Origin of the sequence: Ruegeria profundi (assembly GCF_001507545.1) — a bacterium.
GTDB classification, from domain to species: Bacteria; Pseudomonadota; Alphaproteobacteria; order Rhodobacterales; family Rhodobacteraceae; genus Ruegeria; species Ruegeria profundi.
Map to the genome: position 1 here is coordinate 337,547 of NZ_LQBP01000005.1, position 16,390 is coordinate 353,936.

Consider the following 16,390-nt stretch of genomic DNA (forward strand, 5'->3'; position numbering starts at 1 on the left):
AACCGCCCACTTCGTGACGGTTTTACGCTGACTGAACTAGTGGGCCAAGAAAACCGGCACTGGGGATTGTTCCAGCATGTTTCGTGTTGCGCCGCCCAGAATGGCTTCGCGAAAGCGCGAATGTCCATAGGCACCCATTACGATCATGTCCGCCTCGGTGTCTGTCGCATGCCGGTTCAGGATGTCTGACACACGGGCCATGGTCTTGCTCAATACGTCGATCTCGCATTTCACGCCGTGGCGGGCCAGCATCTGTGACAGCATTCCGCCCGGGTCCGACCGGTCAGGTCCGTGGCGCGGCGGGTCGATTACCACTATGCGCACCAGGTCAGCCTGGATCAGGAAAGGCAAAGCGCGACGGATGGCCCGCATCGCCTCGACGCTTTCGTTCCAGCCAAGCAGGATGGTACCGGGGCGTTCAAACGGGGCCACGTCATCCGGAGTGACCAGAACAGGTGCATGCCCTTCGAACATTGCGGCTTCGATAATGGATTCGGCCTCGGCACCACGGTCTTCGCCATAAGGTTGCGGTAAGATGACAAGGTCTGAGAATCGTGCGCGATGCGCCACGTGGCGGCCGATATCCGCAATCTGAGCAACGCCGCTTTCGGCGGACCAGCGGGCCCCGGTCTTGCCCAGATACTCCTTCGCGTAGGTTAGTATTTCCTCAGCCTCGGCGCTTGCGCGGCTAAGAGTCTCTTGCAAAATCAGGGCGTTTGCCCCGGCGTAGTAGTACCCGGTCTGGCTGCGATCGACACCCAGACACAGAGCTTCGGCATGCGCATCCTGTGCGCCTGCCAAGGCCACCATCTGCGCCAGTGCCGATCCGCTTTGCTTTGCGTCTGTCATGACTGTGAGAAGAGATTTGTACGCCATTTTGACCTCGTGCCTTTAACGCGTGTCTTGCTGCGGCCCGATGCCTCAGCCGCTGGTCTACGATTGTCATAGAAATCAGAGTACTGTCTTGACACAGATCAAAGCAGCTTCGACGCCTGTCGGACAAAACAACAGCTAGTCAAAAAGGTCCTGCGACACATAATGAACCACGCGGGGCATGGCAAAGGGACGCAATATGTCAAATTACATCAAGCTGATCGTGCTTGGTCTGGTCGTGATTTTTGCCGCGATCGGATCCAACTACGCACGCGATTTGGCGTATCAGGTGCATGCAATTCTGGTGATGTTGATCGCCGGTGGTTTGTTCATCTGGACGCTTCGAAACACCGATGAGCCAGATATTCTCATAGACCGCTCAGGTGAATATATGGATGACGTGATCCGCTATGGCGTGATCGCAACCGCATTCTGGGGCGTGGTCGGGTTTCTTGCAGGAACCTTCATTGCGTTTCAGTTGGCCTTTCCTGTTTTGAACTTTGAATGGGCGCAGGGCTACCTGAACTTTGGCCGCCTGCGCCCGCTGCACACCTCGGCAGTGATTTTTGCATTTGGCGGTAACGCCCTGATCGCAACCTCGTTCTATGTGGTGCAGCGCACCAGTGCCGCGCGGTTGTGGGGTGGAAACCTGGCGTGGTTCGTGTTCTGGGGCTATCAACTGTTCATCGTGCTGGCCGCGACCGGCTATGTACTGGGTGGCACGCAGTCCAAGGAATACGCAGAGCCCGAATGGTATGTTGACCTGTGGCTGACCGTGGTCTGGGTGGCATACCTGGCCGTGTTCCTGGGAACGATCGTCAAGCGGAAAGAGCCGCATATCTATGTAGCCAACTGGTTCTATCTGGCGTTCATCGTCACCGTCGCGATGCTGCACCTGGTCAACAATATGACCATTCCGGTCAGCATCTGGGGTTCCAAGTCGGTCATCGTCTGGTCGGGCGTACAGGATGCCATGATCCAGTGGTGGTATGGCCACAACGCTGTGGGCTTCTTCCTGACCGCCGGCTTTCTGGGTATGATGTATTACTTCATCCCGAAACAGGCCGAGCGTCCGGTCTTCTCGTACAAGCTGTCGATCATCCACTTCTGGGCGCTGATCTTCCTGTACATCTGGGCTGGCCCGCACCACCTGCACTATACCGCGTTGCCTGACTGGGCCTCGACGCTCGGCATGGTGTTCTCGATCGTGCTGTGGATGCCGTCCTGGGGTGGTATGATCAATGGTCTGATGACCTTGTCGGGCGCTTGGGACAAGCTGCGTACGGACCCGGTGATCCGGATGATGGTAATCTCGGTCGGCTTCTACGGCATGTCCACCTTCGAAGGCCCGATGATGTCGATCCGTGCAGTGAACAGCCTGTCTCACTATACCGACTGGACCATTGGTCACGTGCATTCGGGCGCGCTGGGCTGGAACGGCATGATCACCTTTGGCGCGCTGTACTTCCTGGTACCTGTCCTGTGGAAGCGTGAGCGTCTGTACTCGCTGCAAATGGTCAGCTGGCACTTCTGGCTCGCCACTATCGGCATCGTGCTGTACGCGGCGTCGATGTGGGTCACCGGTATCATGGAAGGTCTGATGTGGCGTGAAGTGGATGCCAACGGTTTCCTCGTGAACTCGTTCGCCGACACCGTGGCTGCCAAGTTCCCGATGTACGTGGTGCGTGCTCTGGGTGGCGTGCTCTTCGTCGCTGGATCGCTGATCATGTGCTACAACCTGTGGATGACTGTACGGAGAGCGCCGGTCAAAGAAGCCAGCCTGACCGTCGCGGTCCCGGCTGAATAAGGAGGGCCGGAGCAATGGCAATTCTCGACAAACATAAAATCCTCGAGACCAACGCGACCCTCCTGCTGATCTTCAGCTTTCTGGTCGTGACCATCGGTGGCATCGTTCAGATCACCCCGCTGTTCTACCTTGAGAACACCATCGAAGAAGTGGAGGGCATGCGCCCCTACACGCCTTTGGAAATGGCGGGCCGTGAAATCTATCTGCGCGAAGGCTGCTATGTCTGCCATAGCCAGATGATCCGCCCGATGCGGGACGAGGTTGAGCGTTATGGCCACTACTCGCTGGCGGCTGAGTCGATGTATGACCATCCGTTCCAGTGGGGGTCCAAGCGTACCGGGCCTGACCTGGCCCGTGTTGGCGGCCGTTACTCGGACGACTGGCATGTACGGCACCTGCGGGATGCGCAGTCTGTTGTCCCGGAATCGGTTATGCCGAAATACGGCTTCCTCGAAACGCGGAAGCTGGAGGATAGGTATATCGGTGACATCATGGCCGCGAATGCGATGGTCGGAACGCCTTATTCCGAGGAAATGCTGGAAAATGCTATGGCTGACCTGCGCGCTCAGGCTGATCCCGACAGCGACTACGATGGTCTGCTTGAGCGCTATGGCGAAAACGTCAACGTGCGAAACTTCGACGGTCAGTCAGACCTGACCGAAGCCGACGCGTTGATCGCCTATCTGCAAATGTTGGGCACGCTGGTTGACTTCTCGACCTTCACCCCGGACGCGAACCGCTGACAGGGGGGTGTGATGGAAGAATACACCCTTCTACGTCAATTCGCGGACAGCTGGATGTTGCTTGTTTTGTTCGTGTTCTTTGTTGGCATCGTCATCTGGGTTTTTCGCCCCGGTGCCAGCAAGGAATACAAGGACACGGCCAATATTCCGTTTCGTCATGCAGACGCGCCTGCTTCGCAGCAGGATCAAGATAAAGCCACGCCCCAAGAGGGCGACAAACCCGCCGAGTCCAAGGAGGCGAGGAAATGAGCAAGAAAGCTGAAAAACAGCCGGGTGACCCTAACACCACTGGTCATACCTGGGACGGTATCGAAGAGTTTGACAACCCGATGCCCCGTTGGTGGCTATGGACCTTCTACGCCACCATTATTTGGGGTGTGATCTACACGATCATGTATCCCGCGTGGCCACTGGTTCAGTCCGCAACGGCTGGTGTAACCGGCTGGTCGTCCCGTGCGGAAGTCCAGGAAGAACTGGTGGCCTTCCAGGAAGCCAACGCGCCGTGGAACGTGCGGCTGGTCGAGACCCCGCTCGAGGAAATCTCGGCCGATCCCGAATTGCAGCAATACGCAGTAAACGCGGGTAGTGCGGTATTCCGCACCTGGTGCGCACAGTGCCACGGCTCGGGTGCCCAAGGTGCCACAGGTTTCCCGAACCTGCTGGACGACGCATGGCTGTGGGGCGGTACGCTGGAAGATATCGAGTATACTATAGCCTATGGTATCCGGAACGAGGAAAGCGACGACGCACGCTATTCCGAAATGCCGGCCTTTGGCGAGATCCTCGAAAATGAAGAGATCACCCAGGTTGTTCAGTATGTGATGTCATTGTCCAATGCGCAAACTGATGACGCGGCGGCGCAGGCGGGTCAGGTTGTTTTTGAAGACAATTGTTCGGCCTGCCATGGCGAAGAAGGTAAGGGCGACGTTTTCCAGGGCGCACCGAACCTGACCGACGCAATCTGGCTATATGGTGGCAGCGAAGAGGCACTGACCGAAACGGTCACGTATAGCCGCTTTGGCGTCATGCCTCCGTGGGAAAACCGCCTGACCGACGCGCAAATCCGCGCGGTCACGGCCTATGTCCACCAGTTGGGTGGCGGCCAGTAACGGTAAAAGAAAACCTTCGGACGGTTCGCCGCCCGAAGGCCAAGGTACCGGCTGTTCTATCTGTTCGCGCGTTTCCTGAACAGCCGGTGCCATTAAGATGCACCAATAGCCTGTTCGCATTAGCGTTAGAAGCCTCGTTACCTGAAACGGGAAAATGTGACGCGCTTTGTCTTTTTCCAAAAATGATGCCCGGGTTTTTCTTTTCGGCTCTGGGGTGGATTATGCCCATCCGTTCGGGTGGCAATTCTGAACGAGTTCGCAAGGATCGATAGCATTCGATCTCTCCTGTTGATGGTTTCGCATGCCTTCAGGATTGATCCTTCGGTCAGAAAATGCGACTCAATTGCCATTCGACCATGTAACAGGAGCTTACATATGGATTGGATGAAGATGCCGCCGCTTGCGTCGCTGAAGGCGTTCCATGCTTTTGCGGAAACGGGAAATGTGGTGCAGGCGGGGGCATTGCTGAATGTCAGCCACGCTGCCATTAGTCAACAATTGCGCGCGTTGGAAAAACACCTTGGTGCCGCCCTGTTGGACCGAAGCGGGAAGTCCATGACGCTGACCGCCGATGGCGAGAAACTGGCTCGTGCCCTGCATCTTGGGTTTGGCGCCATCTCGGACGCCGTGGCCGATCTTTTGCATATTACCCAAGATCGTCCAGTTCACGTTTCGCTCACCCCGTCGTTTGCTGCGTCGTGGTTGATGCCACGTCTTCCGGCGTTTCAGTCAGAATATCCCGATGTTCCCTTGACGCTGGATCCTACACCCGCGCTTGTCAGCCTGCGTCCGGGTGGCGTTGATGTGGCAATTCGGTATGGAGAGGGCGATTGGCCGGGTTTAAACTCGGAATTGCTGCTCCAAAGTCCAATGGTGATCGTCGCTGCACCCGCATTGCTGAAAGGTCGCACGTCAATGACGCCGGACGAGTTGAGCCAACTGCCCTGGCTTGAGGAACTTGGAACAACCGAAGCCACCACTTGGTTGGCACAGCAAGGTGTCGAACACGGCCCTCGTGCGGGTCGCATCGCGTTGCCGGGCAATCTGATGCTTGAAGCCTTACGCGCCGGTCAGGGGGTGACTGTCACGGCGCGACATTTTGTCGAGGCCGATGTCAAGGCAGGGCGGGTTGTTGAACTTTTTCACGAGCCCAGCCGGCGTGGATACCATATCGTCACTGCAGATGCGCCTTTGCGACCAGCAGTTAAGGCGTTTGTCGGCTGGATCAGAAGGCAAGCCAGCCAGATGTGACAAAAGGTGTCTGTGCGATGCGCTTTTGACACATGTCAAAGTGAGTGCCTGTATGATCTGAAACAAGACGCAGAAATACAGCCACATCTGGAGCCAGCTCGTGAGCGATTCCGACCCCGCCCCCAGCCTTTATGCCGCTAGGGAGCCGATCTTCCCCCGACGTGTATCCGGGCCGTTTAGAAACCTTAAATGGATCATTCTAGCGGTTACACTGGGTATCTACTATGTAACGCCATGGATCAGGTGGGACCGAGGGCCAAGCTTGCCGGATCAGGCCGTGCTGCTGGATCTGGCAAACCGGCGTTTTTACTTTTTCTGGATCGAGATTTGGCCGCATGAATTCTACTTTGTTGCTGGCCTTCTGATCATGGCAGGCTTGGGCCTGTTCCTGTTCACCTCGGCGCTGGGTCGTGTGTGGTGCGGATATGCCTGCCCACAGACGGTTTGGACAGATCTGTTTATTTTGGTCGAGCGCTGGATCGAAGGGGATCGCAACGCACGATTGCGTCTTCACCGACAGGAAAAGATGGATCTCCGCAAGGCGCGGCTTCGCATTACGAAATGGACAGCGTGGTTGTTGATCGGTTTGGCGACCGGTGGCGCCTGGGTGTTCTATTTTGCCGATGCGCCGACGCTGCTGCGCGATCTTGTTACCGGAAACGCCCATCCGGTTGCTTACACGACCATTCTGATTCTGACCGGAACAACCTTTCTGTTTGGTGGGTTCGCCCGTGAACAGATTTGTATCTACGCGTGCCCTTGGCCGCGTATTCAAGCTGCGATGATGGACGAAGACACTCTGGTCGTCGGCTATCGAGAGTGGCGCGGAGAGCCTCGGGGCAAGGGGAAGCGTACGGCCGATTCCGAATTGGGCGACTGTATTGATTGCATGGCTTGCGTGAATGTTTGCCCCGTGGGCATCGATATTCGCGATGGTCAACAGCTTGAGTGCATAACCTGCGCCCTTTGCATCGACGCTTGCGATGACATGATGGCCAAGATCGGCAAGCCACGCGGCCTTATCGATTACATGGCGCTGAGTGATGAGGGCCGTGAACGGGCAGGGCAGCCGCCAAAAAGCGTGTGGAAACACATCCTGCGGCCCCGTACGATCATGTACACGGGCCTGTGGTCAGCGGTCGGATTTGCATTGCTGTTTGCGTTGTTTATCCGGTCGGATATCGATCTGACAGTTGCACCAGTACGTAACCCGACCTTTGTTACGATGTCGGACGGCACCATCCGCAACACTTACGATGTGCGGCTGCGTAACAAGCATGGTGAGGACCGTCTGTTCAAATTGTCGCTGACCGGAGATCCGGCAATGCGGATAGTGATCGAAGGCACGGATCTTGATACAGTCAACGTTGCGGCAGATACGTCGCAGTTGCAACGTGTGTATATCATTGCCAGAAAAGACACCGATCCTGCTGTGGCAGACACAACTCCGGTCCGTATCTGGGTCGAAGACCTGCAAAGTGGAGAACGCGCCTACAAGGATACTTCTTTCAACGGACGAGGAAACTAGGATGGCTGAGCGGCAATTCACTGGAAAGCACGCCTTGGCGGTGTTTGTCGCCGCCTTTGGCGTAATCATTACCGTTAATCTTCTGCTGGCCTATAACGCGGTCAAAACCTTTCCGGGGCTGGAGGTCAAGAACTCCTATGTCGCCAGCCAGGAATTCAATGATCGACTGCAGGAGCACAAAGCACTGGGCTGGGAGATTCGCGCAGAGTTATCCGGCGGTTTGTTGGTCCTGTACATAACCGATAAGAACGGAGCCCCGGTTGAAGTGGCCGAGCTTCAGGCCGTTGTCGGGCGCGCCACTCACGTGAAAGACGATTTCTCCCCGGATTTCATCTTTGACGGCCAAGCTTATTCGACGCCAGCGTCTCTTGGGCGGGGCAACTGGAATATCCGTTTGGTCGCAAAAGACCATGATGGGGCTGAGTTCGCGCAGCGTGTGCCGCTGTTCGTGAAAGGGTGAAAGGATGACCGCACAGGTGACCTCTGGTACTGCGGCCTGTCCGGGCTGCATTGCAAGCCCGGCAGAGCCCGCCCGCCCCATACCACAGGATGTGCAGATTGCCTTGTCGTTGCCGGGTATCCATTGCTCGGCTTGTATCTCCAAGGTCGAACGTGAATTGAACGCACATCCCGGTGTCGAGGACGCGCGGGTCAATCTGACGTTAAAGCGTGCCATGATCAAAGCGGCGCCTGATCTGCAGGCCGCCGATCTGATCCCTGTGCTGGAAAATGCAGGGTATGAGGCGCACGAACTGGACCCCGGTGCCCTGTCCGCCACGCAAACAGACAAGGCTGGGCGTGATTTGTTGATGCGGCTGGCCGTGGCCGGGTTTGCTTCGATGAATGTGATGCTGCTGTCGGTTTCGGTCTGGTCGGGTGCATCGGACGCCACGCGCGACATGTTTCATTGGATTTCGGCGGCCATTGCACTGCCCGCGATTGCATTTTCCGCCCAGCCCTTTTTTGTCAACGCCTGGAGCGCCCTGCGGGTCAGGCGCCTGAACATGGACGTGCCGATTGTTCTGGCGATCGTGTTGGCCTTGGTCACGTCGTTGTGGGAAACCGCGCTTAGCGGAAAGCATGCTTACTTCGATGCGGCCCTGACGCTGACGTTCTTTTTGTTGGCAGGTCGGTATCTGGACTATCGCACACGTGCCGCGGCCCGGTCTGCCGCCGAAGAACTGACAGCGCTTGAGGTCCCGCGCGCCACTCGGCTGGTGGATGGCGTCGAAGAGGAGGTCTCGGTTGCCTCGCTTGGAGTTGGTGATCTTGTCCTTGTCCGCCCCGGTGGCCGTATGCCGGTGGATGGTGAAATCGTCTCGGGTCAGTCAGAGCTTGACCGCTCGTTGCTAACCGGGGAAACGCTGCCCGTGTTTGCCCAGGCGGGTCTGAACGTGAGCGCGGGCGAGGTCAACCTGACCGGCCCTCTGACCATTCGGGCGACCGCAGTGGGCGAGGATACTTCGCTGCACCGTATGGCTGATCTGGTGGCAATCGCTGAATCGGGGCGGTCGCGTTATACCTCGCTGGCGGATAAGGCGGCCAAGCTTTACGCACCCGGCGTTCACATCCTGTCGGCGCTCAGCTTCGTGGGCTGGTATCTTTATTCCGGCGATATTCGCACTGCCTTGAACATCGCTGCTGCGGTGCTGATTATTACATGCCCTTGTGCGCTCGGTTTGGCCGTACCTGCGGTGACGACTGCCGCGTCAGGCCGTCTGTTTCGCAAGGGGATGCTGATCAAACATGCCACCGCTCTGGAGCGTCTGGCCGAGGTCGATACGGTTGTGTTTGACAAGACCGGCACGCTGACGTCGGGCACCCCTGAATTGACCAATTTGGGCGATCACGCGCGTTCTGATCTTGAGATTGCTCTGGCACTGGCCGAGGCATCGTCACACCCGTTGTCGGTTTCGCTGGCCAAGTCGGCGCGGGATGCCGGTATCACGCCTGCGGGCGTTAAGGATACCGTGGAGGTGCCGGGTTTTGGCACCGAGGGCCTCTTCCGCGGTCAGCGGGTGCGTTTGGGCCGGGCTGAATGGACCGGCGCGCAGGATGGCGATCAAACCGCGGCGTGGTTGTCGGTGGCCGGACGTACGCCTGTCGCCTTTTTGTTCTCAGACAGCCTGCGCGCCGGTGCAGCCGAGGCTGTAGAGGCGTTTCGGGAGGCTGGTAAAGATGTCATTCTCATCTCCGGCGACACGCAGGGCGCTGTTCAAGCGCTGGCCGGGAAACTGGGGATCGAAAACTGGATCGCGCAGGCGCTGCCGCAGGATAAGGCCGCCCGAGTGCAGGACCTGAGCAATCAGGGTCGCCGTGTTCTGATGGTTGGCGATGGGTTGAACGACACTGCTGCGCTGGCGGCGGCGCATGTGTCGATCTCGCCGGCTTCGGCACTTGATGCAGCGCGGGTGGCGTCGGATATCGTGTTGCTGGGCAACAATCTGTCCCCGATCGCCGATGCCTGCGACACTGCGGTAAAAGCGACAAAGCGGATTCGTGAGAACTTCCGCATTGCCACCGTTTATAATATCATTGCCGTGCCGTTGGCCGTGGCCGGTTTGGCCACACCGCTGATTGCGGCTCTGGCGATGTCGACTTCGTCCATCACCGTGTCTCTGAATGCCCTGCGTCTAAGGTAGTTGATATGGAAGTTCTGGCTTATCTGATACCGATTTCCCTGTTTTTAGGCGGGGTTGGCCTTGTGGCTTTTGTCTACACGGTCCGCTCGAACCAGTATGATGATCCCGAAGGCGACGCACAGCGTATCCTCAGCGATGAATGGGACGACAAGCCCAAGCCCTGACAACCCTTGAAATCGCCGCAATGCCCGGCTATGTCCAGCGCATCCGCTAGCAGAGAGAACCAAGCCAAATGGCCACCATGAATCCGATCCAGTTCATACAGCAAGTCCGTGCCGAAGTTGCAAAGGTCGTCTGGCCGACCCGGCGTGAGGTGCTGCTGACCACGGTCATGGTGTTCATCATGGCGGCGCTGACGGCCGTATTCTTTGCGCTGGTTGATCTGGGCATTCGCGGCGGGCTGCAATTGATCCTTGGTATATTCGGCTAGGACCGTTCGGGCGCAGCGGAAACGCCACTGCCCCCTTGCACAGCCAGCAATGTCGGAGTAGGTGACGGTACTATTCGGAATGGGCGTGCGGAGATTCGGGCTGCGCGCCGCTTTTTATTCCGGGTGACGTGATAGAATTTCAATGACGGTGCTTGCGGCGATACCAACGCACCGAAGGCAAACAAGGACGACAGGTTCATGGCGAAACGGTGGTATTCGGTCAGCGTTCTTTCGAATTTCGAAAAGAAGATCGCAGAGCAAATCCGCACGTCCGTGGCCGAGCAGGGCCTTGAGGACGACATCGACGAAGTTCTGGTGCCCACCGAAGAGGTGATCGAAGTGCGGCGCGGCAAAAAGGTTACGACCGAACGCCGCTTTATGCCCGGTTACGTACTGGTGCATATGGAAATGTCGGATCAGGGTTACCACCTGATCAACTCGATCAACCGCGTCACCGGTTTTCTTGGTCCGCAGGGGCGTCCGATGCCGATGCGCGATGCTGAGGTGAACCAAATCCTGAACCGCGTCCAGGAAGGTGAAGAAGCGCCCAAGCTGATGATCACCTTCGAAATCGGCGAAAAGGTCAAGGTCAACGACGGCCCGTTCGAGGATTTCGACGGCATGGTTGAAGGCGTGGATGACGAGAACCAGAAGCTGAAGGTTTCTGTTTCAATCTTCGGCCGCGAAACTCCGGTTGAGCTGGACTTTACCCAGGTTACCAAGCAGACCTAGCGGGTTATTGCACCCGCAGGACGTAAGTTCGCCAGCGGGTGCGAATATGCTTCGGTTTACTGCGCCGCTGTCATTGCTGTTCGCAAAAGTTGCGGGCGATCGGCTTGGGATGGCAAGAAGACAGCTTCTGATCCGGCGTCCAGTGCAGACAGGCTTGCATCATACCACTGCATCGCAAGATCACGGCGCTCCTGAACGCCAAATCCTTCACGCAAATGGTGTCCAATCAGCTCGCCATAGGCGGGTTCTCCCATTGCGACCAACATCAAAGCAGAGCCAACTGCGGTGTCCATGTTGTCCTGACGGTAGCCCATTGCAAGACAGACCTTGCTTGTCGCTGCCAGATCTTCGGGGCTGAGTCCCGAGTCCAACGCAAGCTTGCGCATCTGTGTTTCCGCCTCGGTTTTTGTGTTCAGAGACAGCGAAACAACCTGCGGTTCCAGCATTTCGCCGAATGAGGTGCACTGGGTTGCTATCTGGTCCGGTGTCAGCCCTTGAATGTCCTGCATCAGATCCTCACCGCGCGCCATCGCATAGCTTCTGGCAAGGCAGAATTGTTCGCTAAGTGCGAAATCAGGATCTGACATATTTGCCAGCGTCGTATAGCCGCCGTTGGTCGACGTTTGCAGCATTACTGCGCTGCAACGATTGGCGAGGGAAGGACGCGCGGTGCCGCCAGAGAAGAGGGTTGGCAGTGAAGCGGACGTTGTCTCGCCAGCATCCGGCACTGGTTCGGGCTCTTGCGTTGTTGGAACCGGAGCAGCCTCAGCCTGCGGCTGAGCTGCCGCCGCAAGGGCAGAACCGCTAAGCTGTTGTTGACGATACGCCATCAAAAGCGGCTGGCCCGCGAGCTGAGTTGTCGCCTGTCCACCGCTTGTGGCCCAGTAATACGCCTGCATCAGAAAGTCGTACTGATACGGCTGAAAGTCATATCCGTTAATGGGATAACCCATCGACGCCTGATACCGTTCGATGGCGGCTCGGGTCCCACTTCCGACTTGGCCATCGACCCGTCCGGCATTATAGCCGAAATAATTGAGGGCCGTCTGAGTCTGAGCTCCTTGCGTGGTTGACGGAATGCTGGGCCGGTAGGTTCGGGTCGTTCTTTGAGTTTTTTTCTTCTGTTGGTCCTTGCCAATCGCATAACCAACAACGCCACCTACAACAGCGCCGCCGAGGAAGTCACCGGCGTCGGCCCGCGCGGTCTGAGGGGCGGTGACAGCGAAGGACAGCGCGATGCCAAGAGTTGTTATTAAACGCAGAATCATAACTTACCTCCAATACAAAGGCCTTAATCTGACAAGTATAGCACATTCGCAGCGCAACGCGGACACGCACATTTCGCCGGGCGAAACACGCCATTGGCAATATGAGAAGCTCCGGGTCTGCGAAAACCTCTTGGATATAGGGAAAAGCCAGATACGGCTTGGCTCCACTGGCTACTTGCCAACCTCTTTGTTCACCTGTAAACGCCGCTTCTATCGTCTTCGGGCGAGATTCTCTCGTGGGAGATTGCTGGGATCGCGATCCCGGATCGGACCACGCAACATAAACCGGGTGGGACGCGTCCTGCCTACGTTGAAAGGAAAACCAAATGGCCAAGAAGCTTGCTGGTACAATGAAGCTGCAGGTTCCTGCAGGTCAGGCGAACCCGTCACCGCCAGTTGGTCCGGCGCTGGGTCAGCGCGGCATTAACATCATGGAATTCTGCAAGGCGTTCAACGCCAAGACCGCAGACATGGAGCAAGGCGCTCCTTGCCCGACCGTGATCACCTATTATCAGGACAAGTCCTTCACCATGGACATCAAGACGCCGCCCGCGTCATATTACCTGAAAAAAGCCGCTGGTCTGAAGCCGGTTGGCAAGCGTAACCGTCCCCGTGGCGCGGAAAACCCAGGTCGTGAGACCGTGGCAACCGTGACCTCGAAGCAGGTGCGCGAAATCGCCGAAGCCAAAATGAAAGATCTGAACGCCAACGACGTCGAAGGCGCAATGCAGATCATCCTGGGCTCGGCCCGCTCCATGGGCATCGAGGTAAAGTAAGATGGCAAAACTCGGTAAACGTACCCGCGCTGCGCGCGAAGCTGTCGCCGGCAAGGAAAACCTGTCGGTTGAAGAAGCTGTTGCCCTGGTCAAAGGCAACGCAACCTCGAAATTCGACGAGACCATCGAAATCGCGATGAACCTCGGCGTTGACACCCGTCACGCAGACCAGATGGTGCGCGGCGTTGTCGGTCTGCCGAACGGCACCGGCAAAGCGATGCGCGTTGCTGTTTTCGCGCGTGGCCCCAAGGCAGACGAAGCAAAAGAAGCCGGTGCAGATATCGTTGGCGCAGAAGACCTGATGGAAACCATTCAGGGCGGCACCATCGACTTCGATCGCTGCATTGCCACCCCGGACATGATGCCGATCGTCGGCCGTCTGGGTAAGGTTCTGGGCCCTCGTAACCTGATGCCGAACCCCAAAGTTGGCACCGTGACCATGGACGTGAAAGCGGCCGTCGAAGCAGCCAAGGGCGGTGAAGTTCAGTTCAAGGCGGAAAAAGGCGGCGTTGTGCATGCCGGCGTCGGCAAAGCGTCCTTCGACGAAGCCAAGCTGGTCGAAAACGTCCGTGCGTTTGTCTCGGCTGTGGCCAAGGCCAAGCCGTCAGGCGCCAAGGGCACCTACATGAAGAAAATCGCACTCAGCTCGACCATGGGCCCGGGTGTGACATTGGACGTCGCAGCTGCTGCAGGCGAATAAGCGGCGACCAAGCGCTGAAAACTACAACCCGGGGTGCAAACGCAGCCCGGGTTTTCTGCATCTCGAAAACCCGTCAGTAATAGGCGCGCAATACGCTGGCCTCACGTGCACTGATCGTTTTCGCGGCTGTATGCCGGAAGGCATCACTCATACTGTTCATCGACGGGAAAAGAGCGAGGATTTCAGCCCTCTGCGGAGATGACAGTGCATGTTCAGCAATGTCCCCAAAATAATAGCTTTCGGTCAGCGCACCGTTCGACCGAATGATGTGGTGCTGGTCAAACATGAAATGCGTATACGTGATGCGATCAGTCTCGCAAATGGAAATACCCGGAATACCGCACAGGTGCTTTGCGGCGACGAAAACTTCGGATGAACCGAAAAGCATGTCGGTTGCAGGGGACTGAATCAGGATGCGGTGTTGTTGCGACACCACCAGCTTTTGCGTGTTCCCGATGATGCCGGTTTCAATGACGACCGGTGCAAATGGGCCGAAACCGTGAACCTCGGTTGATCCGATCCACCAGATCGGCTGCAGTCCGCTGTCACGCGTCCAGACGCGCTGACCTTTCCCAAGGTTTTGCACCTCAACTGCGCCATGTTCCGTTTCGATCAGTGTTCCGGGCCCAAAGCAGGTAACGAAGCTAGAGTAGGCGGATGACCCGTCATTCGAACCGCCAACCTTGATGTAAGACGTGCCGGAATCCAAAGGCGCAGATGTGCTGTATCCCCAAACATCCTGTGTGACTCCGTTCTTGGAAAACACATAGATGTCGATCTCGGGTCCAGTAGGGTTTCCGTCTCCATCCAGTGCTCGCACTCGAATTATGGATTCGGATTCGACTTGTGTGCCATTCGCGACAATCCCACCGCCATCCGTGATGACGTGGCGGGACTCCAGATCATCATTAAAGACATTTCGGCCACCTCTTGTGTCATTCAATGTCACGGTGGTTCCTGTCCCGGCAGAATAAGAAAACACGGTGCCGTTTGGTGTGTCTGAATTGTTTATGATCGGATTGTTGACAATGCTTCCGTTGGGGCTCGATGTTACGATCAGACTTGCGTTGTCCTGGGCGAAAAAGCTGCGAAGTGCCATCTGTGGCAAATTACCTTCTATATAACGGATATTTTTGGATTTTTTATTTGACAACCATAGATCGGTTTTAGGCGCAACTAGAAATACAAATGCGGTTTGGCGTCAGTACTGGGCTTATATCTTTGTGCTGCTCAGGCAGAGCCATCCCAAGGGTCAATCCGTGCTGAACGCCGCCCTAAGCCGAAGATGCAGCCGATGTTTTTTCCGATCTTCGAAAGGGCTGCATGTAAAATCCGTTTGCCAAAGACGCAGCCAGTCTTTCAAAAGTCGGCCACGCAGGCAGCACTCGAGGATCTCAGGGTCTATCGGGTGTCGGTATTGACGAAAGAACATGTCCTTGTTCTTGCGCAGCACCCCACTTCGGTCGATCTCGGATGCGGGGCCGTCCCGAAAGATATCGGCTTTCAGCAAGTCAACGATATCGTAGACGGCCAGCTTGTCGCGCGCTTCTGTGAAATCAAGGCCAATGACTGTGCCCGAACCCATGATCAGGTTGTCGCCGTGAAAATCTCCGTGAGAGAATACGCGAATGTCCGGTCGGTTCTTAAGCCGCTTTGCCTGTGACAAGAACGCGTCGATCATTGGCTTGCTGGCTTCTTCGATATGCAAGGGCAGCGCGGTAGACAGGTCATTGATGCTGTCTGTCATCCATCGTGGACGAAAGGCATATTCGGTTGGTGCCTGAAAGCTGTGCAGGGTATTCAGCCAGGACCCAGCGCGCCGATACACCTGGGCCACCTGGTCATCGTTCGAGCTGTTGTAGATGTAGTCCACAGCTGTTGGCCGGTCGATGAATTCCGTGACCATAAACGCGCCATGCGGGGCTAAATAGACCGGACGTACGACCCGATTAGTTTCGTTACCCTTGAAGTGGTCCGAAAGCCGGGTCAGGACGTCGAATTCCTTGCTCAGCCGCCCCGTCTCGGGTGAGAGGGTGTCAATCTTCAAGGCAAAGGGCCGCCCCGATTTTTCGATTTTCCAAACCAGCCGGGAAGCCGGGAAAGCGTGCGATCGGTAGATGCAGGTAACGTCCTTTACCGAGCTGTTGACTTGCGCCCGTGCGAATTCCTCGGCATAGGTGCTGGCCATGTCGTATTCATCAAGGGTTGGCGTCGGCATGGTCTGGTGGTTCAGCGTTTCAAAAACAGGTTGCGGAAACTGCAGCGCCAAACAGACAGGAAGGGCTTTGACATGTCAATCACGCGATCCTGAAAGGATTTCGTGCGAAATTGCCCGCACGGTGCAAAGGGTCAATTTACCCCTTGGAAACCCCTGTCATCTGCCCTAAAGAGAGTTACGAGATAAAGCGTGCGATTCGTCGTGCGCTTTATTTCGTTTCGTCCAAGACGGTGGGTGGGTCCAACCGGCCCCTTAATTCCCTGCCTGAGACGGGTAAGACCAAAGAATTCTGGGGGTCCAACCCTCGGGCGTG

At 56.8% G+C, this 16,390-nt stretch carries 17 protein-coding genes; 13 read left to right on the forward strand and 4 right to left on the reverse strand.

Annotated features, from left to right (window positions below; all coding sequences use genetic code 11):
• Window positions 1-36: 36 nt before the first annotated feature.
• A complete protein-coding gene (locus AVO44_RS12010; RefSeq protein WP_068337250.1) occupies window positions 37-876 on the reverse strand; it encodes a universal stress protein in 840 nt (279 codons plus the stop codon).
• Between the two features lie 196 nt (window positions 877-1,072).
• Here AVO44_RS12010 and ccoN point away from each other — a divergent pair, with 196 nt between their 5' ends.
• The 11 genes from ccoN to nusG all read left to right on the forward strand — a co-directional run bounded on the left by ccoN (window position 1,073) and on the right by nusG (window position 11,115).
• Window positions 1,073-2,680, forward strand: coding sequence for a cytochrome-c oxidase, cbb3-type subunit I (gene ccoN / locus AVO44_RS12015; RefSeq protein ID WP_068337344.1), 1,608 nt, complete (start codon window positions 1,073-1,075; stop codon window positions 2,678-2,680).
• A 14-nt stretch (window positions 2,681-2,694) separates the two neighbouring features.
• Window positions 2,695-3,423 carry a cytochrome-c oxidase, cbb3-type subunit II gene (gene ccoO / locus AVO44_RS12020; protein WP_068337252.1) on the forward strand — a complete coding sequence of 243 codons (729 nt, stop codon included), beginning with the start codon at window positions 2,695-2,697 and terminating at the stop codon, window positions 3,421-3,423.
• 12 nt (window positions 3,424-3,435) lie between these two features.
• Window positions 3,436-3,672, forward strand: coding sequence for a CcoQ/FixQ family Cbb3-type cytochrome c oxidase assembly chaperone (locus AVO44_RS12025; RefSeq protein ID WP_068337253.1), 237 nt, complete (start codon window positions 3,436-3,438; stop codon window positions 3,670-3,672).
• On the forward strand, window positions 3,669-4,532 hold the full coding sequence (ccoP, locus tag AVO44_RS12030; RefSeq protein ID WP_068337254.1) for a cytochrome-c oxidase, cbb3-type subunit III: 864 nt from the start codon (window positions 3,669-3,671) through the stop codon (window positions 4,530-4,532). The genes AVO44_RS12025 and ccoP overlap by 4 nt, the downstream gene beginning before the upstream one ends.
• A gap of 375 nt (window positions 4,533-4,907) precedes the next feature.
• A complete protein-coding gene (locus tag AVO44_RS12035; RefSeq protein WP_068337256.1) occupies window positions 4,908-5,783 on the forward strand; it encodes a LysR family transcriptional regulator in 876 nt (291 codons plus the stop codon).
• A 100-nt stretch (window positions 5,784-5,883) separates the two neighbouring features.
• Entirely contained in the window at window positions 5,884-7,311 is a 1,428-nt protein-coding gene (gene ccoG / locus AVO44_RS12040) for a cytochrome c oxidase accessory protein CcoG (protein ID WP_068337259.1), read from the forward strand.
• A 1-nt stretch (window position 7,312) separates the two neighbouring features.
• Window positions 7,313-7,771 carry a FixH family protein gene (locus AVO44_RS12045; protein WP_068337261.1) on the forward strand — a complete coding sequence of 153 codons (459 nt, stop codon included), beginning with the start codon at window positions 7,313-7,315 and terminating at the stop codon, window positions 7,769-7,771.
• A 4-nt stretch (window positions 7,772-7,775) separates the two neighbouring features.
• Window positions 7,776-9,953 (forward strand): heavy metal translocating P-type ATPase, encoded by a 2,178-nt coding sequence (locus tag AVO44_RS12050; protein ID WP_068337262.1) that lies wholly within the window; start codon window positions 7,776-7,778, stop codon window positions 9,951-9,953.
• A gap of 5 nt (window positions 9,954-9,958) precedes the next feature.
• Window positions 9,959-10,117 carry a cbb3-type cytochrome oxidase assembly protein CcoS gene (gene ccoS, locus AVO44_RS12055; RefSeq protein WP_068337263.1) on the forward strand — a complete coding sequence of 53 codons (159 nt, stop codon included), beginning with the start codon at window positions 9,959-9,961 and terminating at the stop codon, window positions 10,115-10,117.
• Window positions 10,118-10,185: 68 nt separating this feature from the next.
• A complete protein-coding gene (secE, locus tag AVO44_RS12060; RefSeq protein WP_068337265.1) occupies window positions 10,186-10,383 on the forward strand; it encodes a preprotein translocase subunit SecE in 198 nt (65 codons plus the stop codon).
• Window positions 10,384-10,581: 198 nt separating this feature from the next.
• Window positions 10,582-11,115: a transcription termination/antitermination protein NusG gene (nusG, locus tag AVO44_RS12065; protein ID WP_068337267.1), complete on the forward strand. Its 534-nt coding sequence runs from the start codon at window positions 10,582-10,584 to the stop codon at window positions 11,113-11,115.
• A 56-nt stretch (window positions 11,116-11,171) separates the two neighbouring features.
• On the opposite strand, the gene AVO44_RS12070 is transcribed toward nusG, so the two are convergent.
• A complete protein-coding gene (locus tag AVO44_RS12070) occupies window positions 11,172-12,383 on the reverse strand; it encodes a peptidoglycan-binding domain-containing protein (protein ID WP_068337269.1) in 1,212 nt (403 codons plus the stop codon).
• Window positions 12,384-12,709: 326 nt separating this feature from the next.
• Here AVO44_RS12070 and rplK point away from each other — a divergent pair, with 326 nt between their 5' ends.
• Window positions 12,710-13,159, forward strand: coding sequence for a 50S ribosomal protein L11 (rplK, locus tag AVO44_RS12075; protein WP_037314971.1), 450 nt, complete (start codon window positions 12,710-12,712; stop codon window positions 13,157-13,159).
• Window position 13,160: 1 nt separating this feature from the next.
• On the forward strand, window positions 13,161-13,859 hold the full coding sequence (gene rplA, locus AVO44_RS12080) for a 50S ribosomal protein L1 (protein WP_068337271.1): 699 nt from the start codon (window positions 13,161-13,163) through the stop codon (window positions 13,857-13,859).
• A 73-nt stretch (window positions 13,860-13,932) separates the two neighbouring features.
• On the opposite strand, the gene AVO44_RS12085 is transcribed toward rplA, so the two are convergent.
• Window positions 13,933-14,958: a Hint domain-containing protein gene (locus tag AVO44_RS12085; RefSeq protein WP_068337273.1), complete on the reverse strand. Its 1,026-nt coding sequence runs from the start codon at window positions 14,956-14,958 to the stop codon at window positions 13,933-13,935.
• Between the two features lie 153 nt (window positions 14,959-15,111).
• Entirely contained in the window at window positions 15,112-16,077 is a 966-nt protein-coding gene (locus AVO44_RS12090; protein ID WP_157769970.1) for an aminoglycoside phosphotransferase family protein, read from the reverse strand.
• Between the last annotated feature and the right edge of the window lie 313 nt (window positions 16,078-16,390).